At 39.3% G+C, this 23,220-nt stretch carries 18 protein-coding genes and 1 tRNA gene; 12 read left to right on the forward strand and 7 right to left on the reverse strand.

Going from position 1 to position 23,220, the window contains the following annotated elements; all coding sequences use genetic code 11:
• Positions 1-57: 57 nt before the first annotated feature.
• On the reverse strand, positions 58-672 hold the full coding sequence (locus tag ACK1I8_RS05545) for a Crp/Fnr family transcriptional regulator (RefSeq protein ID WP_412468345.1): 615 nt from the start codon (positions 670-672) through the stop codon (positions 58-60).
• Between the two features lie 403 nt (positions 673-1,075).
• Here ACK1I8_RS05545 and ACK1I8_RS05550 point away from each other — a divergent pair.
• Positions 1,076-1,148 (forward strand) — tRNA-Lys (locus ACK1I8_RS05550).
• 356 nt (positions 1,149-1,504) lie between these two features.
• On the opposite strand, the gene ACK1I8_RS05555 is transcribed toward ACK1I8_RS05550, so the two are convergent.
• Positions 1,505-3,643, reverse strand: a complete 2,139-nt coding sequence (locus ACK1I8_RS05555) for a S41 family peptidase (RefSeq protein ID WP_412468346.1) — start codon at positions 3,641-3,643, stop codon at positions 1,505-1,507.
• Positions 3,644-4,000: 357 nt separating this feature from the next.
• Between ACK1I8_RS05555 and ACK1I8_RS05560 the strand changes: the two genes are divergently transcribed.
• The 5 genes from ACK1I8_RS05560 to ACK1I8_RS05580 all read left to right on the forward strand — a co-directional run bounded on the left by ACK1I8_RS05560 (position 4,001) and on the right by ACK1I8_RS05580 (position 8,377).
• The gene (locus ACK1I8_RS05560) at positions 4,001-4,912 is read left to right on the forward strand and encodes a HEPN domain-containing protein (protein ID WP_412468347.1); all 912 of its coding nucleotides are present in this window, start codon (positions 4,001-4,003) and stop codon (positions 4,910-4,912) included.
• Between the two features lie 1,004 nt (positions 4,913-5,916).
• A complete protein-coding gene (locus tag ACK1I8_RS05565) occupies positions 5,917-6,108 on the forward strand; it encodes a hypothetical protein (RefSeq protein ID WP_412468348.1) in 192 nt (63 codons plus the stop codon).
• Between the two features lie 246 nt (positions 6,109-6,354).
• Entirely contained in the window at positions 6,355-6,741 is a 387-nt protein-coding gene (locus ACK1I8_RS05570) for a helix-turn-helix domain-containing protein (RefSeq protein ID WP_412468349.1), read from the forward strand.
• Positions 6,742-7,349: 608 nt separating this feature from the next.
• The gene (locus tag ACK1I8_RS05575) at positions 7,350-7,811 is read left to right on the forward strand and encodes a MarR family winged helix-turn-helix transcriptional regulator (RefSeq protein WP_412468350.1); all 462 of its coding nucleotides are present in this window, start codon (positions 7,350-7,352) and stop codon (positions 7,809-7,811) included.
• A 38-nt stretch (positions 7,812-7,849) separates the two neighbouring features.
• The gene (locus ACK1I8_RS05580; protein WP_412468351.1) at positions 7,850-8,377 is read left to right on the forward strand and encodes a GNAT family N-acetyltransferase; all 528 of its coding nucleotides are present in this window, start codon (positions 7,850-7,852) and stop codon (positions 8,375-8,377) included.
• 53 nt (positions 8,378-8,430) lie between these two features.
• On the opposite strand, the gene ACK1I8_RS05585 is transcribed toward ACK1I8_RS05580, so the two are convergent.
• Positions 8,431-10,371, reverse strand: coding sequence for an LTA synthase family protein (locus ACK1I8_RS05585; RefSeq protein ID WP_412468352.1), 1,941 nt, complete (start codon positions 10,369-10,371; stop codon positions 8,431-8,433).
• Between the two features lie 365 nt (positions 10,372-10,736).
• Here ACK1I8_RS05585 and ACK1I8_RS05590 point away from each other — a divergent pair, with 365 nt between their 5' ends.
• The 3 genes from ACK1I8_RS05590 (at position 10,737) to ACK1I8_RS05600 (ending at position 14,317) form a co-directional block, all read left to right on the forward strand.
• Positions 10,737-11,549, forward strand: a complete 813-nt coding sequence (locus ACK1I8_RS05590) for a phosphatase PAP2 family protein (protein ID WP_412468353.1) — start codon at positions 10,737-10,739, stop codon at positions 11,547-11,549.
• A 195-nt stretch (positions 11,550-11,744) separates the two neighbouring features.
• On the forward strand, positions 11,745-13,097 hold the full coding sequence (locus ACK1I8_RS05595) for a Gfo/Idh/MocA family protein (protein ID WP_412468354.1): 1,353 nt from the start codon (positions 11,745-11,747) through the stop codon (positions 13,095-13,097).
• 116 nt (positions 13,098-13,213) lie between these two features.
• Complete coding sequence (locus ACK1I8_RS05600) at positions 13,214-14,317, forward strand: phosphotransferase enzyme family protein (RefSeq protein ID WP_412468355.1); 1,104 nt, start codon at positions 13,214-13,216, stop codon at positions 14,315-14,317.
• 133 nt (positions 14,318-14,450) lie between these two features.
• Here the strand turns inward: ACK1I8_RS05600 and ACK1I8_RS05605 are convergent, their stop codons facing one another.
• The 4 genes from ACK1I8_RS05605 to ACK1I8_RS05620 all read right to left on the reverse strand — a co-directional run bounded on the left by ACK1I8_RS05605 (position 14,451) and on the right by ACK1I8_RS05620 (position 17,822).
• The gene (locus ACK1I8_RS05605) at positions 14,451-14,918 is read right to left on the reverse strand and encodes a GtrA family protein (protein ID WP_412468356.1); all 468 of its coding nucleotides are present in this window, start codon (positions 14,916-14,918) and stop codon (positions 14,451-14,453) included.
• The gene (locus tag ACK1I8_RS05610) at positions 14,915-15,595 is read right to left on the reverse strand and encodes a CDP-alcohol phosphatidyltransferase family protein (RefSeq protein WP_412468357.1); all 681 of its coding nucleotides are present in this window, start codon (positions 15,593-15,595) and stop codon (positions 14,915-14,917) included. The genes ACK1I8_RS05605 and ACK1I8_RS05610 overlap by 4 nt, the downstream gene beginning before the upstream one ends.
• A 156-nt stretch (positions 15,596-15,751) precedes the next feature.
• Positions 15,752-16,558: a phytanoyl-CoA dioxygenase family protein gene (locus ACK1I8_RS05615; protein WP_412468358.1), complete on the reverse strand. Its 807-nt coding sequence runs from the start codon at positions 16,556-16,558 to the stop codon at positions 15,752-15,754.
• A 475-nt stretch (positions 16,559-17,033) separates the two neighbouring features.
• A complete protein-coding gene (locus tag ACK1I8_RS05620; RefSeq protein WP_412468359.1) occupies positions 17,034-17,822 on the reverse strand; it encodes an SDR family NAD(P)-dependent oxidoreductase in 789 nt (262 codons plus the stop codon).
• Positions 17,823-17,965: 143 nt separating this feature from the next.
• On the opposite strand from ACK1I8_RS05620, the gene ACK1I8_RS05625 reads away from it, so the two are divergent.
• The 3 genes from ACK1I8_RS05625 to ACK1I8_RS05635 all read left to right on the forward strand — a co-directional run bounded on the left by ACK1I8_RS05625 (position 17,966) and on the right by ACK1I8_RS05635 (position 22,977).
• The gene (locus tag ACK1I8_RS05625; protein WP_412468360.1) at positions 17,966-20,317 is read left to right on the forward strand and encodes a TonB-dependent receptor; all 2,352 of its coding nucleotides are present in this window, start codon (positions 17,966-17,968) and stop codon (positions 20,315-20,317) included.
• 3 nt (positions 20,318-20,320) lie between these two features.
• On the forward strand, positions 20,321-21,409 hold the full coding sequence (locus ACK1I8_RS05630; protein ID WP_412468361.1) for a PepSY-associated TM helix domain-containing protein: 1,089 nt from the start codon (positions 20,321-20,323) through the stop codon (positions 21,407-21,409).
• Positions 21,410-21,987: 578 nt separating this feature from the next.
• Positions 21,988-22,977, forward strand: coding sequence for an SH3 domain-containing protein (locus ACK1I8_RS05635; RefSeq protein WP_412468362.1), 990 nt, complete (start codon positions 21,988-21,990; stop codon positions 22,975-22,977).
• Positions 22,978-23,220: the final 243 nt, after the last annotated feature.

Consider the following 23,220-nt stretch of genomic DNA (forward strand, 5'->3'; position numbering starts at 1 on the left):
TTTGACGACAAATTAAAGGTGAAATTAAACTTATGATACAATTTACTTTGGTCACCATTATGGCCTGTTCCTGATTCTGCTTAGTGTTTCCAGCCTCATGCCTACAAACGAGGCTATATATTTTAATGGTACACGGTTAATGAGGTATGGATATGAAGCCAAAAACCTTTGATAGCGTTTTATGGCAGTTGGAAGCCTGCAGATAAAAGCCCTTTCAGATGCCCCCTGAAAATAAATTTCGGTCATCTTTCTGCCTATGTAGTTTGCTATTGGGAAATTTTCGTAAAGCAGTTTCGTCATCTCATGTGGAATGGCAATCGCAAATACCGGATCTATGGTTTCAATGTATTCATCAGACGCTTCATTCTCCCACAAATTCCTGATCGTGCCTGCCAGTTCATTTTCTGCAGCAATCCAGGTAGTAATTTTTTTATTTCCCATTTTCAGGTAGCCATGAACTGCCCCCTCCAAAATCAGAAAAATGTACCGGTTGCGTTTTAGTGGCGAAGCAATATGTTTATTTTTGGCAAAATGCACAGGGAATGTATCACGGTTAATAATATCTTCCATTTCTGGAGTGAGTGCATGGAAAGACCGGAAGACTGAGATAATTGGCGAGAAACCACCCAGTTTAGCCCATTTATCTTCACCATAAATATTTTCAATATTCATTAGAGAAAGTGAGTGTAATTGTAAGTGTGAAAATAAGTATGGAAATAGAAAAAACAACAATTTTTTTACAACCAATAAGAATGTTGTTTGCCGCTGCTTACAAAACTAAAAAAAATAGGGGGGAGACTTCAATTTCGGGTCGATTTCAACGTTAAGTATGTTTGTGTAAAAGGTTCTATGCCCAACTTAAAATATGTTTCGTCTTCAGATTGATTGATTTTCAATTAAACCATTTAATAAAAAATAAAAAAAAAGGATTTTTAGGTTTTAATTAACCAAATGAATAATAAACATTTAACTTAATCTTATCCTGTTGATCGTCACTTTCTGTTAAGTATTTTAAGTTTATCATTTGCAGGATCGAATTAAATTCCTAACTTCGCAGCCTCTAAAGGGAGAAAATGATTCCGTAGCTCAGCTGGTAGAGCATTACACTTTTAATGTAGTGGTCCTGGGTTCGAATCCCAGCGGGATCACGAAGAGCCTCAACGAAAGTTGGGGTTTTTTTGTTTTCATCCCGCCGGGGTTCGAACAGAAGGGTAGGCCGGGTTCGATTCTGGAAGGCTCAGGCATTGCGTCCGGGCCTGGAGCGACTGAGCCAATCCCAGCGGGATCACAAAAACCTCACAGCACTGTGAGGTTTTTGTGTTTTTATACCCGTCGGAGTTCGATTTGGGAAGGCCCAGGCCATGTATGTTCTACGATTAGCAAATAGAAAAGAGTCTATAACTCGATTATATTTGAGTTTATAAGTTCTCTAATATCCGTATACGCTATGCTTAACGCTAACGGACAGAGGGGGCAGTCAGAGAAAAGCAACCACCATGAATATCTATTGGGTGATCACTTTAATTGCCCGTTCAAGCACTTCGTCTTTTCCATTTTTTATACTTTTTATGGTTGGTCTTACCACAATGTCAGGCACGATACCCACACGTTGTGTTTCCTTTCCGTTTGGATAGTAAATGCCAATGCCGGAGATCATGGTTCTAAGCCCACCAGGTAGAAAGATAGTCGAAACGTTGCCATCGGCTCCAGCTGTCGTACTTCCAATTATGGTTGCATTTTTTACCGCACGGAACGCCATTGCCGTATATTCCGCTTGACTTTGCGAATTCTCATTGACAAGTACGACAAGCTTTCCCTTATATTTGTTACTGTCACTGGTAATTTTATCCCCTTCCCGAAAAACAAATTCTCCCGGGTTATCTGGATTTCCCATTGAGAACTTTGCAAATGAGGTTGGCTTAGTCACGAAATAAGAACCAAGGGAAAATGGAACAAAAGTATTTGGATAATTACGGATGTCTATGATAATACCTTTTGTTTCTTTAAAAGTCTTTTTTATTTCCGGAATGTCTTCCTGTTTAATATTGGCAAGCGTGACATAGCCAATATTTCCAGGCAATAACTTATAACATTTTTGGATGCTGTCTACCTTGTACCAATGGTACATGCGCAGATTCCGCCGCTCATATGTTGGCACATTAACTTGCCGTTTCTGACCGTCAGAGAGGTAGTTTAAGGAAATCGTATTATTTGGGCTACGTAGAAGGTCTATAGACATATCTCTAAGCCTGGCCGCGCTATTAGAGGCAGGATAATAAGGTTTTAAACTATCAACCAATGAATTAATTGTCTTACCATTAACATGTGTGATTACATCGCCGATTTTCACTTTTGCCAATTCTGAAAATTCTGGATTAAAGTAATCGACAACCACCAGTTGGTTCTCCACAAATTCCGCCTTGAAGGCTGCAAATTTGGTTCCCCTTAGCGCATTACTTTTTTCCCGTCCTCCCCATAAGTTTGCGTGGGTGTCGTTAACTTCCCCAATCAGCTTTGCGGCTATAAGTTCATACGAAAGTTTGTCGTTGGCATTCAGGAACTTTGGGATATACTCCTTCAGTACACTATCCCATTTTTTATCTGTAATATGCCTGTATGGGAAAAAATAATTAATCATGTTCCAGTAACGATAGAGAGATAATAACCTAAAGCCCGCATCCGGATTGGTCGATCCTGAATAAGGATTTTCATTGGAGAAGTTCGGATTTCCTATACCAGGTTCAAATGAGATATAGTAGTTCTTGCCTTGATTTCTATTGTTGTAAAGATCGTTAAGTTTATTTTTTAAGTTAACTGATAAGCCTGTATTATTGATCCAGGATAAATCTGGTTTTAATACGGCATTGGCCGGGGCGGCTTTGCAGGTTTTACACTCCGACAGCACACCATAATTTTTAATCCAGTTTGTAAGAAGGTTATCCCGCTGTTGTTTGTCTTTAATTTTTATATAATCAGGCAGGAACCTAAAAAGTTCGTAGTCCCAGTTATATTTTCCTTTTGCAATTTCTGGATGATGATACTTTATAAATCCCCAAACTTTTTCCAAAAGCTCAAGATTATCAATTAAATCTTGATTTAATGTGGGGAAAGTAACTTTCGAACCATCATCAAAAGTTTTATCTGCTTGGGCAGCAATAAGTTCCTTTTGGAAGGTCTTTATTTTTGGATCGCCTAATGCTGTTCCATCAATGGTGATCTTTAGATCGTCTAACCACATTTTTCCTTTACCTACCAATAGGCCGCCAAGAACTATTTGTTTGGTTTCTTTTGGATTAAGTGGCAGATTTATTTCAAAAGGAGCCCAGTCGGTACTTCCTGTAACACCTCTGTTAGACATATTATCGAAAGCTATCTGTGGATCTATACGGAGCCATAAGCCCGCATATCCCTCGGTTACGTTCTCTGTTTTTATGAAACCCGATAAACGAATAGATTTGCCCTCATAGTTGGCGGGAAGGGTTATCGACAGCGCTCCAAAATTCTTTGTGCTACCGGTATTCTCAATAACAGCAGAAAATTTTCCGCTTTTCTTCTGCACCGAGTCTACGTAAACTTTGTATGCCGCATCTCCAAATCTTGTCCCCAGCTTGAATCCTTTTCTCCTTGACTCTATCAATAACATATTGTTCTATTTCGGTAAGTTGCGCCATTTAAAGGCTAAGTAAGCAATAAATAAAAAATATTTGCCGTGCTATAGCATGGTAATTGTTTTTTGTTTATATTAGTATCGAAATAACAATAGTAATTATAAGAGTCTTGCGGTTACAAAATCTGAAGCCGTCAACGCAAGACAGCAGAAAAATACTATATCTATGGCTGGATGTGCTATATTTGTATATCCGCATAGATGTGGGATCTGCTGTAAATCCATGTTGACGTAAGGCTTCAGAAACTTTTATGTAACCATGGTTGGCAGATCCCACATTTATGATTCTGCTAATCCTAAGGCTCATTTGAAAGAAATTTAAATGAGATCAATATGGAACCAAAATTATCACCAGAAGCCGAACACGCTGTTCATTTCAGGGCGTTTATCCATCGGCTCGCCCGGAAGTTCGAACCATTAAAGATCTTGAGCTTTTCGCAGCACAGCTACACGCAGATGTCCCGGGGCTGCTTTAATGACAATCAAAGTTATTTCAAATGCGACTATTGTCTGTTGGCAATTACCGAAACGGCAACACGAATAGATTATGAAATGCAGGATTTTGCCAATGCCGATTATCAGCATGGAACAATAACCCTAATCGGCCACGGCAGGCAATTGGTTATCGAGGCATTACAGCAAAACAGCCGCTTTTTTATCAGCGTGCTTAGCCGTGGGGAACTGCGCTATAGTAAAGATGGACTGTTAGACCATGATCCAATACCTGCGTTTATCCCCACAAAGGGCGCTATCAAGGCAATAAGACATTATGAACACCGCATACCGCTGGCCGACGGATTTCTGATGTGCGCATCTGAATGTTTGGAGAAGGAAAAGTTTGGAATATGTGCCTTTATGCTCCATCAGGCCGTCGAACAAACTTGTATCTGCCTGTTGAGGGTTCATATTGCCTACCGTTCTGAGTTTCATAACCTTTACCGCCTGCTCCGTTTGTGTACTTGCTTTTCCGAAAAGCCTTTTCAACTTTTCCTATCCACTCCCGAAGATGAAAGGCTGTTTGAGATCATGGCAAAAAGTTATTCTGGTTCCCGTTATAAAGATGATTTTACGGTTTCCAGGCATGATGCCGAATTTCTCTATCAACGGGTGGCTTCTTTTCTGTTGTTGGCAAAAGTGATGTGCAACGAAAAAATAGCACTGCTTGCCAAATCGGCATCAGATTTTGCAGCTTTAAAAAACACCGACCAGGTACAGACCGAAAAAATATTACAGATCAACATTTAAGGTGATGAAAAAGCAGCCAAAAAATACATCCGATAACAAGGATCGTTTATCTTAACCATGATGAAACAGCAGATCCGATAAAAGTGTTACGCGAGTTTTTCAGTCACGCTTGGTTGCCCGATCATTTGAAGATGCTGAAACACCGGCGAAACGATGCCGCGTTTGAATCCGAAAAATCAAAAAAATGTAGCCCAGTCTTCCTGCTGTATCATTACGAACTGACCATAAAGCTGATAGAGGCGGCCTGGCTCTTAAAAAACCGTAAGCCTGGCAAACTTGACTTTGATCACAAACAGAAAATTGAAATTGCAAAATGGTATATCAAAACGGAAAAGAAAAAGCTACGAAACTACCCTGCAAACCTTAGCATTCGGGAAATCGTAAAGCCCTCATCTGTACTCCAGAAAATGTTCAGGATTTATCAACTGGATGTGTACAAAAAAATCCTGCACACCTGGCTGCACGATGCGCTGAACACCTCTTTCATGGAAGAAAGGCTGAGCAAATTTGAAGTCATTATGTTTACGAGCAATTGGTGAAACTGTTTGAGGCTACGTGGTTAATCAGGGAGCGGGTAAAAGAGGGGAATTGAAAAATTATATGGTTCAAAATTTCAGTTTGTTATATATGTTGGTTTTGTTTTCGAAGGCTTAGGCAAGGTATGTGACCTAAATTAACTGAACTAGGCGGGTAGGATCACAGAAAACTTTTAATGAAATTTATGGGGCATTTTCTTTTATACTCACTGCGGTCGAAAGACCATACCAAAAGTTAATCAGCAAAAAAGTTGGGTACTTGGTATTAACTTTTAATTCTAACTAATTTACATAGAATTGTCTTAAAGAACCTCAATGAAATATGTATAGGTAATTATAATAACACTATCAGAGTTTGAGGTGTTTGAATAAAAAAATAAAGTTTCCATATTTGGAAACTTTTGGTATCTTTGTTATTGTTGTGGATCGTTCTTTAAATATGAATCAAACAAATTAATCTAAAACGTGATGAAACATTATGAAGTAGAAATCACAGAGGAGGCAGAAGCCTTTCTTGAGGGGCTCAAGGAGTCGTCAAGAAAAAAGTTTGTAAAGGTTTTTTCAAAGGTTGAAATGGGGATCATATCCAAAAATGACTTCAAAAAACTGAGTGGTACTGATGGACTTTGGGAATTCAGGGTTCAGGATAATAATACCTAGTATAGGTTATTTGCTTTCTTCTTACGAGAAGATGGCAAGGAAATCGCCACCATATTGGCGATAAACGGTTATAATAAAAAGGATGATAAGGCTCCTCCTAGTGAAATAAAGAGAGCCGAAAGATTGAAAAAAGAATACAGTCAGAAATAAATCGTAAATAACGATGCGTTACAAAAGTTACCTGCCTTTGAGCAGGTAACCTGTAATCGCACATACATATAGATATACATATATAAATTGAAGAAAATGAAAAAACAAAAATCGACCGGTCCAATGATAGATATGTCAGACGGTACGATTGTTAACCTTCCCAACAATCGAAAAAGGGGAAAATCATTAGATCAATACAAAGATGAACAACTGGGCAAGGAAGGTACTCCATCAAGGGATCTTTTTGAGCTGGAACTCAAAATGGAGCTAATCCAGGAGTTTATTAGAGATGCCAGAAAAAAGCGTAATTTGTCCCAACAGGAACTAGGTGACATTATTGGTGTGAATAAATCACAGATTTCCAAATTGGAAAAAAAATATGACAATGTGAGCATTTCATTAATATCAAAAGTTTTCAAAGCCTTGAATGCGCGCGTTAAAATTTCCATTCAGATGGATCAGAATGAATTTGAATTGGCTTAATTTTTTTTAAGCAACATAATAATGTAAAAGGCCTGCAATTGCGGGCCTTTTCTTGTAAAGGAAGAATTTTCTTTGTATCTGCTTAAAAACTCGGTCGGATCTAAAGCTTCACTTTTGTTTTAGTAAATTAATAAGCTATCCCAAATTGACCAGTTCTTATGTTAACTAGGCCTTGGCTAATGTTGTCGCCTTTTTTGACCCGATAACGGAAACCAACGTTTCCATCAGCGACCAGGATAAAATGTTTGTTTAATCGATCATCCTGAATACGCTTTAAACGGCCAGAAAGAGGAGTCGTTTTACGCACGAACAAAACAAACTCACTGAACTAACAGCGAGCACCATTAAATTTGGGTGGGCAACATGTGGCCCGATAAGCGGGTAAACCGTGCCAGCAGCCGTGAGGCCGACAACGGTAGCCAACCCAGGCAAAGCCTCAATACCGCTTTGATTAACAAGGCCGACAATAAAGGCGCTAGCGTCAAATTTGCGTATTACAGCAAGGTTGTTGCTGATCTCCGTTTCTGCAGATACGTGTTTCTAAATAAATGTTTTTATATAATAGTTGACTTAGTCAACTATTATTACTAGTTTAGCGTTCTTTATTGATGAACATATTTTATGCAATGGAAAAATCGATCATAAGCCAGGTGCGTGCATTCAATCGTTGCTATACCCATCTGATTGGATTATTGGATAGGGGCTATCTGGAAACGCAGTATACCTTAACCGAAGCCAGGATATTGTTTGAAATAGATACCGGTAAAACAAATGCTGCTGAGATCATAGAGGAGATGCACATTGATAAGAGTTATTTAAGCCGGGTATTAAAAAAGTTTGAAAAAAATAAATTGATCACTAAAGCAAAATCAGGAAGAGATGCCAGGGCAAGCCAGATCGGTTTAACTGATAATGGAAGGGTGGAATTAGAGGCCTTAAACACATTAGCCGATAAGCAACTCGAAAAACTGCTAAAAGATTTATCGGCTAAAGAGATTAAACAACTTGCCTTGCATATGAACTCGATTATGGAAATTCTGGATCAAAAACCTGCAAGCCGAAATAAGTAAATAAAGCGAAATGACGAATTAAAAAATGATTTGAACAGATGATGATACGACCAGCTACCTTTCAGGATATTCCGGAACTGAAAAAACTTTTAGATGATTCTGTTCGGGGTTTGAGTAAGGGGTATTACACGACCAGTCAAATTGATAGTGCCCTGAAGTATATATTTGGGATTGATACTCAATTGATTATTGACGGAACCTATTATGTTGTTGAAACAGATGGGAACATTGCCGGCTGCGGTGGATGGAGCAGGCGAAAAACTTTATATGGAGGTGATCAGCATAAAGAACTGCATGATACGCTGCTCGATCCAATAAGCGAACCGGCAAGAATCAGGGCGTTTTTTGTTCACCCAGATTATGCCAGAAGAGGAATCGGCCGCCAGATCATGGATTTTTGTGAGGGTGAAGCCCGAAAACATGGATTTTCCAGCTTAGCCCTCGGTGCCACTTTACCCGGTGTTCCGCTCTATAAGGCGATGGGCTTTACGGAAATTGATCAGGTGGCAGAACCCTTGCAGGATGGCGAAAAATTAGAACTGGTTAGAATGATTAAAAATATCTGATGTAGTGTAGGCAATGGTTTCCAGTGATTTTATCATTTAACGTTCAAGCCTCATTACGGTTTCTTGGTAAACTCAAACCCGTACAAACCGTTTTGGTAAAGGTACGAAGCCATTTGATAATTAGATATCGCTTCATCAATCAGTTTCTGGTTTGCCGGTACCGCTACGGCACCTCCGTTGGTAAAATCGGGCTTATAAGTAGCTACTTTTTTATGCGGATTCAAAATCACCAGGGTTTTATTTTTGATGTATCCCAAACTCTGGTAAGTGCTGATGAAAGCCCTTTCCTCATAGTCTTTCATTTTAAAAACATCCTGACCAAAAAACTTGCTTTCGTAACTGAAATTCAGGTAACCCAGAATGGTAGGGCCGATATCAAGCTGCGCCGTAAGTTTTTCGAATTTGCCCGGAGTAATGTGTCCCGGGCTGTAAAAAATCATCGGAATATGGTATTTATCAACGGGTAACTCAACTTTACCCGCGCTTGATGCACAGTGATCGGCGACAATAACAAATAGTGTGTTGGAAAACCAGGGTTTCGGTTTTGCTTCCCGTATAAACTTACCAATCGCATAATCGGTATACTTAACCGCACCTTCTCTGCCGGTGTGTGAGGGTATATCAATCCGGCCATCAGGATAAGTGTAAGGGCGGTGGTTCGAAACCGTCATAATCTGTGCGAAAAAAGGCTTTTTGTTTTCATAGTCTTTATCCAGTTCTCTTAACGAAAGCGTAAACAAATCTTCATCGGCCACACCCCAGATATTCGAGTAATGGATTTCTGAATCCTGAAGCGCACTTCTATCTGTTACCTGGTAGCCGTTATTAGAGAAAAACTCGTTCATGTTATCAAAATAACCATAACCACCATAAATAAACCTGCTGTTATAGCCTTTAGAACGAAATATATTACCTAAGGTAAACAGATTTCCATTGTCCGGCCGCTTTACAATAGATTGGCCCGGGGTAGGTGGTATACAAAGCGAAAGGGCCTCTAAACCACGTACCGTGCGTGTTCCGGAAGCATATAGATTAGTAAAGAGTAAACCTTCTTTAGCAAGCGAATCAAGCTGGGGCGTAATACGCTGTTTATTGCCAAATGAGCCTAAAAATTCAGCGCTTAAACTTTCTACACTGATCAGTACCACATTCATCTTGTTTTCGATGCCCGGGCTACTGATGTTTCTGGACGTATTTTTAAATGCTCCTCTTGCAGTTGAATCTTGTTGAAGTAAATGGTGCAGAATACTCTCTGCCTTTTTGATCGGCAGTGTTTTGTAAAAAGTATTATAGTCAAGCTGATTATTCCAGAAAGCAAATCCAAAGTCGTACATGCCATTGCCCGAAAGCTCATTCACATATTGGTTTTTGCTCAGGTATTTTAATTTGTGACTTACACCAAAATAGGTGATTACAGGCAGGCACAAAAGAATGAGGGCCGTTTTGCTGCGTTGAGCAAAACCTGTTGCATTTATAGTGGAGGCGGTAATCGGTTTTCTCAACCCATAAACAACTAATGAGGTCACTAGCACCAAACCTGTTATGATGCTGTTTATCGGGTATGATTGTCGGATATTTCCAATAACTTCTGTCGTATACACCAGGTAATCGACTGCTATAAAGTTATAGCGGACCGAAAATTCTTCCCAAAAGAACCATTCTGAAATGGCATTGAAAATAAGCGTAAAAACAACGAAAAAGAAGTAAATGAACAATAATACCCTGTTGGTTTTGCTGGCATACCATTTAGAAGACAGCAGCCATAGGTAAATCACAATCGGAATGATGGCAAAAGATGCTGCTGCAAGGTCATAAAATAAGCCAATAAACAGAATTTTAAGAAGATTCAGAACCGACCAATCAACAGCAGCTGCACTATAAATTAACAAAGCTACTCTCGTGATCAGCGAAATGACACATAATAATGCGGTTACTAAAAAAACTGGTCCAAATCTATGATGTAGTAATTTATTGGTTTTTTCTTTAATGCTCATAATTAACGATGGATCAAAACAGGAGTTTACCTGGCAAATTGTTAAGTAATTGGCGAAGGTAGTTTTCAATTCTGAAGAAATCCTGAAGGTTTGGTTAGACTTGAAGATATTATTAAATGAATTGATTTCATTAGTTTATTTAAGGCTTGTTTTATTATTTTTTTAAAATAAGATCCTCCGATATCGGATGATGGAAACGGATCGGGCTATGCCAAAAAATAGTTAATACGGTATAATTTGAAATGATTTTTTCTATTGGCAAAGTGCTTAAGCGATTCCTGATATACATTAGGTTCAAAAAATCAGAATTTCATCATACTTCAGAATTCCTCCATAATTGGATTATAGTTTTAACTAAAATTTAAATGATGAAAAGAATTTTTTTGATACTATTAATGTTGAGCGGCTTAACTCAAACTTATGCCAAATTCGTTTTTGAACCCCTGCAAACTATAGATTCGCTTAAAAATGTTCCTGCAGATTCGACGGGGCAATGGTATGCCGGTCATCTGATCCCGAAAAACAGATTTAAGGCATCAGCGTTTATTGCACCTGTTCTGTTTGCCGGTTACGGCTTTGCGTCCACCTACGATCATCGTGCATTAAAACAACTTGATATCAGTACCCGCGCCGAGTTGCAAGAGGATCATCCTTTATTTGCTGCACATGTTGATGATTATCTGCAATTTGCGCCAGCTGCTGCAGTTTATGCGCTAAATTTATCGGGTATAAAAGGGAAACACAATTTATTTGATGCTTCCATGTTATATGTAACCTCTGCTGCCATTATGGGCATTTCTACCCATCTGGTAAAGCAGGAGGTGGGCAGGGAACGGCCAGATGGGTCGGGATTTAATTCTTTCCCGTCCGGACACACTGCTTCTGCATTTATGGCAGCAGAATTTCTGCGCCAGGAATATAAAGATGTTAATCCATGGATTGGTTATGCAGGTTATTTTGTTGCCACGGCAACCGGAACATTGCGGATGTATAACAATAAACATTGGTTTAGTGATGTGGTGGCCGGTGCCGGATTTGGGATTGCTGCCACAAAAATATCGTACCTGGTGTATCCCTGTATCAAAAGCCTTTTTACCACAAAAAAAGAAGGAAATTTTACGTTCATTCCCTTCCATCGGCAAGGTGGAACAGGTTTAATGCTTTCAGGCAGGTTTTAATGTTGATCTGATAATAAAACATGCTTAAACTAAATTAGTCAATCGTTTGCGCAGATATTGATCTTGTAATGCTCAATTGCTTAGGCTACTTTTAAAAATACAAATTAGCATGACCAATAAAACAAATACGTATTATCCGTTTGCTTAACATACAACCAGTTCAATCAAAACCTAAACCATCATTTAAAAAAAACAATGGAACGTAGAGAATTTATCAGAAATGGCGCATTTACGGTTGCAGGCTTAACCATCCTGCCCACCGGAAGTTTATTTGCATCGTCAGACAATGGAAGAGTAAGATTAGGTTATATCGGCGTAGGGGCACGTGGGATGAGCCATATCGCTGAAGGTGCTTTAAGAGAAGATGTTGAAATTGTGGCCATTTGCGATACCCAGGAAAGTTCACTTAAAATTTGTCGCAGTTTTATAGCTAAAAAAGGCAGACCTGCTGCCACAGAATATACCGGAAGTTTAGATGCTTATAAAAAACTGTTAGACCGTAAAGATATTGATGCCGTAATTATTGCAACACCCTGGCAATTTCACCGCGACCAGGCCGTTGATGCCATGAAAGCAGGAAAATATGTGGGCTGCGAAGTAATTGCTGGTTTAACGGTAAAAGATCATTGGGATATTGTAAATACTTCTGAAAGGACCGGAATGCCTTACATGACTTTGGAGAATGTTTGCTATCGTAGAGATGTTATGGCGGCTTTAAATATGGTTAGGCAGGGCCTTTTTGGCGAGTTGTTACACCTGGAGGGTGGCTACCAGCATAACTTAAGAAACGTATTGTTTAACAATGGTAAAGATTACTACGGGGGCGGGGTAGAGTTTGGCCCTAAAGCCTTGAGCGAGGCACAATGGCGTACGCAGTTTAATATCGATCAGGATGGCGATTTATATCCAACCCACGGCGTTGGACCAATCATGCAATATGCCAATATTAACAGGGGGAATCGTTTTACCAGTCTGGTATCGTTCAGTTCTAAAGCCAAAGGTTTGGCCGCCTATGTAGAAGAAATGTCGCCTGGCCACCCCAATGCCAAAATCAATTATAAAAATGGAGATGTGACCACTACCATGATCAACTGTGCAAATGGCGAAACCGTTTTGTTGAGTCATGATACACACCTGCCACGTCCGTATTCACTTGGCTTTAGGGTGCAGGGCACAAAAGGGCTTTGGATGGATGTAAACAAATCGATTTATATTGATCACAAATCAAAGAAAGATGATGTTTGGGACCCTGCTCAGGAATGGTTTGCCAAATACGATCACCCGCTTTGGAAAAAATATGAAGCAGAGGCAGTAGGCGCAGGTCATGGAGGCATGGATTGGTTTGTGTTTAATGCATTTATCCAGGCCGTAAAACAGAAAAAGCAAACACCGATTGATGTATACGATTCCGTAACGATGAGCGTGATTACCCCACTATCTACTAAATCATTAAAAGAGGGCAATAAGCCACAGAAATTTCCTGATTTTACCAAAGGAAAATGGAAGGACCGTAAAAATACTTTCGCTTTAGACGATAGCGGTTTTTAGTCTCGGTTTCGGGTATTGCTTATGGCTTACCCGCATATTTTAAATATGTAATTTATTTAGGTTACAGCTTAAATGGTTTTCCCAAAATAATTTTCACTTTAATATATTATCGTCTTATGTTTCAGGCAGTTTTAGGTGCATATGGGCTTCATGCAGAAAAATGTAAAATTGAACCTTTTGGCTCGGGTTTAATTAACCATACCTGGAAAATTTACCACGATGGCTTAGCCTATATCTTGCAAGAGGTAAATACAATGGTTTTCCGGCAGCCTGAGCATATTGCTCAGAATATCAAAGCGATAAAAGCATATCTGGATCAAACAGCTCCCGATTATTTATTTGTTGCCCCGGTTAAGGCATCAAATGGAGATGATTTTGTGGTTATCAGCGATCACTTTTACAGGATTTTTCCATTTGTGGAGAATTCCTGCACGATCGATTTTGTACTACGGCCCGGACAGGCCTACCAGGCTGCCAAACAGTTTGGTCAATTTGCCTGCATGCTCAGTGATTTTGATGTTCAAAAACTAAAGCCTACCATCAAAGATTTTCATAACCTGCCCTTACGTATAGCGCAGTTTAAAAAAGCATTAACACAAGCTGGTAACGAAAGAATTAGGGAGGCAAAGTTTGCAATAGGAGAGATTATCAGGTATTACGATATAGAAGAACAGTATGTACAACTGGTAAGTAGCGGTGCACTTCATTTACGGGCGGTGCATCACGATACGAAAATAAGCAATGTATTGTTACAGGCCGAAACCGGTAAAGGTTTATGCGTAATTGATCTGGATACCGTAATGCCGGGATACTTTATCAGCGACGTGGGTGATATGTTACGTACCTATCTTTCCGAAGCTAATGAAGAAGAAAAGGATTTTGATAAAATCGCCATTAGAGCGCATGTTTTTGCTGCAATTTATAAGGGATACATGGAAGAAATGGGCCATGTTTTGACGCCGATCGAGAAGCAGTTCTTTCTCTATTCAGGCAAATTTATGATTTACATGCAGGCAGTGAGGTTTATCACTGATTTCTTAAACGGTAACATTTACTATAAAACAAACTATCCCGGGCAGAATTTGGTAAGGGGCTTAAACCAGATCGATTTATTGAATAAGTATGTGGCCAAACAACCGGAATTTGAAGAAATGATCAGGGGGATTGACAGGATTAGGGAAACTGCGCATCCAATCCCCGGCCCGTTACGGTCAACATAACGATTTCTCTTGGCAGACTTTCCTTTGAACATCCAGTAACTGCAGCCCTTACTCCGGGCTTATTTTTACGCTAACGATGCGCAAACGTTTGACTGGTAAAATTAGCATGCTGGTGAAAGACCAACCCCGGTCATCAAATCTGCTGTTTGCCAAATCTTTCAATGTAATCTTCTTCATCAGTTTCTGCATCACTTAAGTTATTTATTTTAAAAACCCAGTATTTCATTAACGGATAATTAAAACCGTAAGAAACGATACTGTCTGTTAAAAGCCTGCCGATTTTATAATCAATACGCAAGCTTTGCTGCAACAAATAAGTACCTGCTGATTTTAATAAAATACTGCCCAGAACCACGCTAAAAAAGCGAAAAAGCTGACTACGGGTAGAGCGGGAATACCCATCATTGCTTTTAAAAGCCCAAAAACGGTTGATGCAAAAATTAACGATGCCACCGAGCGTGCCCGAAATCAGAATTGAAATGGTAAAGTGGATATGCAGCCATTCGGTGAGCAGGATCATTAAGCCATAATCAGTAACTCCTCCGGAAAAAGCTGATACCTGAGCTTTTAGAAACACTTTTACAGATGCCCAACTGATCATGCCTTTTCCTCCCGGTCTCTGGCATCGCCTGCTTTTAAAAGTTTTAACGTATCGATCACATTGATGACCAGTAACAAAATGCTGATTGCTATAGCAAAGTAGGTAATGCTGCCTGCGAATAATGTTTCGGTAATCAGAATAAGCGCAATGATTACCCGTAACTCAGTTGGCCCTAAATATCCTGAATCGATCTGATAGCAACCTGTTATTTTATAGCGGATTTGACTCGTAATCATTGACCAGCCATATAAAACCACAAATAGAAAAGCAAAAATCTGCGTGGTTCCGTTAGCATAAAAGTAATAGCCTAATCCAATGAGGATAATACTGAGCCAATCCGTCACAATATCAAGCGCAAATCCATACCATTTTCGCGCGATCTTGCGGTAATAAGCTAACCTGCCGTCAAGTGAATCGCCGAGCCAGTTGATGATCAAACCTAAAATACCGATCAGTAAATCATATCTGGAATGAAATCTGCCTAAAATAAAAGCCAGAAAAACAATTAATGATCCAAACAGACCGATCGCCGTCATGATATCAGGCGTGATCCATCCCGGTGCTTTTTTAAGCAAGGATAAGATGAGCCTCTGCTCGCCTTTATGTAAAACATTGGTACGTTCCCGATCTGAAAATATCCCAGTATTGTTATCTTTCTCTTTAATAGTATCCTCCAATTTAATAGCTTGCCAATACCAGGCCAAATAACATCACCGTTTCTGATCGATAAAATTTTAAACTCATTCTTCTCGGTAAACCCTTTGAAAAAACAGCCATCCGTTTTAGTTTCCCTGATCTGACCAGGTAACTGATTGCCAGTACAAATAACATGCCTATTTAACGATGCCTGCAAAGCGCTGGTAAAATACGGTTGGACTATTTTCATGCTTTGGCGCGTATTTACCCGCAATAATCGGAATATAGATTACACGCCTTCTGCTTTCCTCCCCACGAACAGAAGATTCTGCCACCCGGTGCCAAAGCCTGCCGTCGTGAACGGTTAAATCGCCAGCTTCAGGTAATATAGCTATCTCTTCGGCATCAGGTTTATTATCCAGGAAATATTTTTTGCGAAAAAGCATTTGGTAAATACTTTGCTTATGGGTGCCCGCAATAATTTTTAATCCGCCATTTTCAGGTTTCAGCGTGCTTAAATGAATCCCTACATTCAACATCGGATTGAGTTTTGTTCCATAGAAAATATCCCTTAAGCCATCGGTATGCCAACCCATTTTGCTGAATTTGCTTTCTGGTCCGTTTATATAATGGTTAAATACCATTCCATCTTTTTCTTCAGTACCTAAACGTGCACCATCTCCAGCCAGCTGGAGCAGGGCATTAAACCTGGGGTCTAACAGCAGGCCACTTAACGTTTGATGCTGTTGATTGATAAAGGCAAAACGCTGTACAATTGGCGAGCCATCGAGATCCTTTCCGTATTTAATGGGTACTCCGTTTATTTTTTTGATATCTTGTTCTATCCATTTTTTTTCAACCTGTTTTGACGCCTTAATGATCGAAGAAACCGTTTCGGGTTTGATAAAATTTTTGAAATGGATAAAGCCATGGGTGTTAAAAAAGTCAAGCTTTTCTGATGTTAAACTTTCAGATAGGGTAAAGGTTGGATACGATGTTGCCATGTGTAAAAAATTTAAAAGATTTAGGAAAAAGATAAATTGGAATCCGAGTTATGCGCAGCAACAGCACATTCGCATTCGCGAGTGGTTCGGTACTGAAGGAAAATAAAACAAGGAAGTTTTATTATACATAATCTATAGATTTAGTAGTATTTAATACAAACGTAACATATTTTTAATGTTCTGAAGAATTTAATTGAAAATATTTTAAAATTTAAAGGTTGCAGGGTACATAAACCCTTGTTCCTAAACCCGATAGCAATGTAAAGCCCGGATCTCGATTTTCATCGGAGCAGACTTGAAATGAATAGCGGGACCAGACATCACTCGGAACCATAGCCTGGTCATTTCCTAATTCTACTCCGGTCGGCGTGACACCAACTGATAGAATAATCATATTTCAATCTGTCAGGTAACAGCTGACGGTACATTTCCCCTGCTTATAGATGTTACATCTTACACTCATGCATTGAAGAACTTAGGTCTTATAAATGCCTGCAGCCATTTTTTCGATAAATCCTTTAGGCAACATCCTGTTGGCATATACACTGATGATATTGGTGAAACCTGGAATAATCTCTGCTTTTCCGGCTAACAATCCCTTAATGGCAATTTCGGCCACTTCATCGGGTTTCATATTAAACTTCTCGGCCATTTTGTTAAAAGCATCCAGTCCGGCACGGTGTGCAAAACCGGTATCAACAGGGCCGGGACTCAGGCAGCTAACGGAAACCGGACCATATTTGAGTTCGAATCTCAATGCCCGGGTAAAAGATAAAATGAAGGCTTTAGTTGCTGAATAAATGGCAAGGGTGGGTACAGCCTGATAAGCTGCGGTACTGCAAACGTTAAGAACATAGGCCTTTTTTTGTGTGGAAAGGACCGGAAGCAATAAATGGCATAACGCGGTTACGGTAGTCATGTTTAATTGACACATTTCTAACTGAGCATCCAGACTCAATTCTGCAAATTTCCCCCACAATCCGTAGCCTGCGTTATTGATCAGGATCTGAATAACATAATTATTTTCTGTTATCCAGTTATATACAGCTTTGGGGGCTTCAGCCAGACTAAGATCAATGGACATGATGTGCACTTCAACCGCATATTCATTTTTAATAGCCCTTTGTAAAAGGCCTAATTCATCGGCCGAGCGTGAAATGAGCAGCAGATTGATTTTTCGTTTGGCCAGTGCAATGGCCATCGATTTGCCGATGCCTTTGCTGGCTCCGGTTATTATTGCGTACGTATTCTTGGTGTCCAACATCTTAGCAAATATGAGATAAAATAAATGTTTTGCCTTATTTATTTTAAAAAGGTGCATGATTAAACACCAGTTCAGCAACTTTTTTGAATTATTATTTTTAACAAGTCTAAATAATATTAGATTTGCCGAAATTTTCAGATTACATGAAGTATCTATACCTAAAACTTTTTGCTACAGCACTCATGATGCTGTTAACAATTACCTTATTTGCACAAGGGGGAAAAGGAACCATCAAAGGTAAAGTAGTCGACTCCCTGGGGAACGGCATCCCTTTCGCCAATATCCAGGTTAAAAAGCAGAACCTTAAAACCACTTCTGACCAAAGGGGTGCCTTTAAATTAAATGCTGTTCCGGTAGGCAATCAGCAGATTAAAGTTTCGATTACGGGTTACGATCTGCTTGAACAGGCGGTGTCTGTTACTGCAAATGATACCATTTTGGTCACATTTGTTTTGAAGGAGCAGGCTGAAGGGCTAAATGATGTCATTGTTTCGGCAAGCAGAAGACCTGAATCATTATCTCAAACCCCATCATCGGTAACGGTGCTTACAGCGAAAGAATTAAATACACAATCGACCATTAGTCCGAATTTGGCTAATATACTCTCGTATAGCGTACCAGGATTAGGTTTTTCAACCAATCAAACCGGTAACTCTGGTCAGACTTTACGCGGTAGAAGTGTTTTGGTTTTAATTGATGGTATTCCGCAATCAACTCCTTTGCGGGCAGGCGGAAGAGACATCCGCAGTATAGACCCTTCTGTTATTGAGCGCGTTGAAGTGATTAAAGGTGCCACGGCCATTTATGGTAACGGTGCAGAAGGCGGTTTAATCAACTATATTACTAAAAAAGCCGATCAGGGGAAATCATTTGGAGGTTATTCGCAGGCTGGAATTACAGGAAACTTAAAAGGCGATAGCACTATTGGTTACCGTTTTTCGCAACAGCTATATGGTAAAACAGGTAAATTTGATTACATAGTAAGCGGGATGTTTGAAAAAACCGGTGTTTTCCGGGACGCAGCTGGCCTGGTTTTATCACCGGAATATGGTTTGGGCGAAACCAGATCTTACAATGGTTTTGTAAAATTAGGGTATAACTTTACGCCTAAACAACGTTTACAGCTCATGTATAATTATTTCAGCTCCAGACAACGTTCTAAATACATTACCAAAGAAGGTGTTTACGGTCAGTCACCAGCTATAGGTATTTATGGTAAGAGATTGGGTGAAGATGAAGGCACAAGGTTTAACCATAATGCAAATTTACAATACACCAATCAGCAGCTATTTGGTAAAACAGATTTAACAGCAAATATATATTACCAGGATTTTTATACCATTTATTCTAATTCGGCATCATTTTTTGGTGGCGGCCAATCGGCTATTACCTCTACAAAAAAGGGCGCCAGGGTAAACCTGAACACACCTTTTAATCTGACAGATCGGGTACCCATGCAATTGAACTATGGTTTGGATTTAATGAACGATAAAACGGCTCAAAGTTTAACCGATGGGCGTTTATGGGTGCCTGATATGAATATGGTAAACTTTGCACCTTACTTACAGGCCGCTGCAACTTTAATAGATGATTTAACCATAAAAGGCGGGTTAAGGGTAGAGAATATCAACATTGATGTAGATGATTTTAATACACTGGCAACCGGTGCAAACGGTGCGGGAAGTATTGCGGTACAGGGTGGCAAACTCAATTATAATGCTTTGGTGTTTAATGCAGGTGCGCGTTACTCCAAATTCAAATTTTTTAACCCTTTTATCAGTTATGCACAGTCGTTTTCCGTATTTGAGCTAGGTAGGGTGTTAAGGGCAGCAAAAAGTAATACCTTATCGCAACTGGAAACCAAACCCATCATTGTAAACAATTATGAAGCAGGTTTTAGCAGTAGTATAGATAAATTTAATTTTAGTGCAGCTTATTACTACAGCACTTCTAAATTGGGGGCCAATCTTTTGGAGGTAAACGGTACCTATATTTCTCAACGTATTCCTGAGCGGGTTTACGGATTTGAAATACAGGCTGATTATCAGTTACTAAGAGAGTTGAGTATCGGCGGTAACTACGCACAGGTAGAAGGAAAAGGAGATGTAGATAATGATGGAGATTTTAATGGACCGAAAGATGTATATTTAAACACAACGCGTATCCCGCCATCAAAAACTACGGTTTACCTGAAGTATTCAGGCATTAAAAACTTAAGTCTGGATGTAAACTGGATGCGGGTAGGAAACCGCGATCGTTTTAAAACCAACGCTGCGGGGAAATATTTAATCGGTGAAGGGCCGGTGAAAGCTTTCAACCTATTTAATGTTGCAGCGGTATACCAGGTTACACAGCCGTTAAAATTATCTTTGGGAATAGAAAATTTGTTGAATAAAGTTTATTATCCTGCCATTTCTCAGTTTTATGGCAGCAATGTAAATTATGTGAGGGGAAATGGGCGCAGATTTAACCTGTCGCTAGGTTATGCTTTTTAAGCAATGAAAAACAGGAAATTTAAAAATACCATCAGGAACATTCACCTCTGGCTAGGCCTGGCAACTGGACTGGTGGTATTCATAATTAGTGTAACGGGCGCTCTGTATATTTTTGAAGAAGAGATCAGGAATTTTACACAAAAAGATTTTCGTTATGTAAGGCTTCAGGAGAAGCCTTTTATAGGTTTGGAGAAGTTGATCTCAGGATTTGAAAAACTTTCGCCCAAAGATGAATTAAGGCTGGTGAGAATCGAAGATGCACAGCCAGATGCAACAGTAGAACTGACCAGTAAAAAAGGAAAGGTTTACTATTTCAATCCTTACGATGGTACTTTAGTAAAAAAAGGTGGAGAAGATTGGCTTCAGGTGGCAGAGCATATCCATATTTCGCTATTGTTAGGTGAAACCGGGAAGTTTATCATACGGTGGTCGGTAGTGATTTTTGTACTGATGCTCATTACCGGACTGATTCTCTGGTTTCCGGGCCAAATGCGGTTGTTAAAACAATCGTTCACGATTAAAAGAAAAGCATCATTTAAACGGTTGAATTATGATTTACATAATGTATTGGGTTTTTATGCGTCGTTTGTGCTGTTGATTACCGCCTTGAGCGGTTTATACTTTGCCTTTAAAGAAGTAAAAAGTGCAGCCAGCTTTTTTACCGGCAGTAAATTGAAGCAGGGTGAAGCTGTCCTTTCGGCCAAACCAGCATCGATCGATCCCTTGCCTGTACGTTACCATAAAATTTATACCGAAGCTAAAATCAAATATCCCGGGGCTATTTCTACTAGTCTTTCGCGTCGGGGCAAGGGCGAATTGAGGTTGAGGATGATTTATCCGTACCGATGGGCACGCAAGCAGAATACCTTTTTTTATGAAGAAGGTACCGGAAGAATGATCAGGGCGAAGTTGTACAAAGATTATAACGGGGCCGACTTGATAGAGGCCACCAATTACGATCTGCACACGGGCAGGCTTTTTGGCCTTCCGAATAAAATTCTTTCACTTATGGCGGCATTGGTATCAGCGAGTTTGCCCGTAACAGGTTTTATGATCTGGTGGCAAAAAAGGAAAAAGCACAAAAAGAAGTAACCGCATCCGCATGGTTGCTATAGTTTAAACATTTCTTAAACAACTTATCAATTACAGATTTGTTCCCGTTTATCTTTTAACCTGAGTTCGGTTAACATTTAAATCACAGTGGGTGTTTTAAAGCCACCTGATCTCACGTGTTCGTGAGGTTGTCGCGAAGATTCGCGATCGGCATTTTTCATTTTATTAAAACCCTGAAATGAATCCGATAGTATCCGATCGGGGTGACGAAAACAATGCTGAAATTCTTGAAAGAGTAGCTCTAAAAACCACATTAATAATCGAAACGTAAGTTTTTATAAATCTTTTTGCTTAATCTTTAAAAGATTGGGCATTCTTATTGCGATTAATTGCGATCATTCTTCCCGATACTTCAATTTAATCACGATCAAAGAAGGTAATGTTTTTAACCAAACGCAGGTTGTTGGAATTGGTATTCATTGTCGAGGTTTGATAATTAATTGAAAAATTATCTGATGATTTGTCAAAAAAAATGTAATTTTCTTTCCGTATTGGTCACCGTATAAATACGTGTTTAAATGGAGCCTATACCCAAAAGATAAAGAAAAAACGCTGTCATGATCTCTAAATTAGGCTTTACCAAACTAAGCATTTCCGAATTTGAACAATGGATTGCCAACTTAAAAGTGGCCAAAACCATTTTATATATTCAACAACACCATACGTGGAACCCAAGTTATATCTCTTTTAAAAATGATAATCATTTTGAGCTGCAGTTAGCCATGAAAAATTATCATGTTAATAATAATGGTTGGATGGATATCGGGCAACATTTTACCACTTTTCCTGATGGCAGTATTTTAACCGGAAGGAGTCTGGAGCATACGCCAGCCTGTATTTTTGGTTTTAATGCCAATGCCATCTGTATAGAAAACCTGGGCAATTTTGATTTGGGTAAAGATGCCATGACGGCTGCGCACAAAGAAACCATTGTAAGAATGACGGCCGCTTTATGTAAAAAATTCAGCATTCCTGTTAACAGCCAAAAAATTGTGTATCACCATTGGTTTAACCTCTCCACCGGCGAACGCAATAACGGTACCAAAAACAATAAAACCTGTCCGGGTACCAATTTTTTTGGAGGAAATAAAGTAGCCGATTGTGAAAAAAACTTTTTACCGCTTGTTGCCAATAGTTTAAGGGCTGCTGCTCCCTCAGCAAATGTTCCGGTATTAAAATATGTTTATGTTACTGCTGATACCTTAAACATAAGGGAAGATGCAAACTCAAAAAGCAACAAAGTAAAGGGCAGAGATTCCGCTACCTTAGGTGCTATCCTGAGGGTTTACGAAATCAAAAACGGCTGGTACAAAATATCTTCCTCTGATAATCACTGGGTAAATGCTTCTTATACAAAAGACGTGAAACGCTATATCGTGAATGCCAATGTGCTCAATGTACGCAGTGGGCCCGGTACCAACTATCCCAAAGTTGCTTCATTATCCGAAAATCAGGAAGTATTTGTAATGGAAGAAAAAAATAACTGGGTTAAAATTTCATCGGATAATAAATGGGTTAAAAAAGAGTTTTTAAGTATAGCAAAGTAAATTAAAACTTTACAATAAGACTTTATTTGCGCTGATAGGGTATGTTTATGATCTGTTCCATCTACTTTATTTCAGTTTAATTAACATTTTATCGCGCATTTTAGCTTGGTTGTAAGTTGGTTGAAACCCACATTTTTTTTACCTTTTCAGTTTTTAAAATTAGTCGTCGATACATTTAACAGTGATGTTTATACTTGGTAACCAGCAAGTGAAATGACTTGTACGCTATTTTTAACCTATTTT

Origin of the sequence: Pedobacter sp. KLB.chiD, assembly GCF_047040275.1 — a bacterium.
In the GTDB taxonomy this organism is placed as follows: domain Bacteria; phylum Bacteroidota; class Bacteroidia; order Sphingobacteriales; family Sphingobacteriaceae; genus Pedobacter.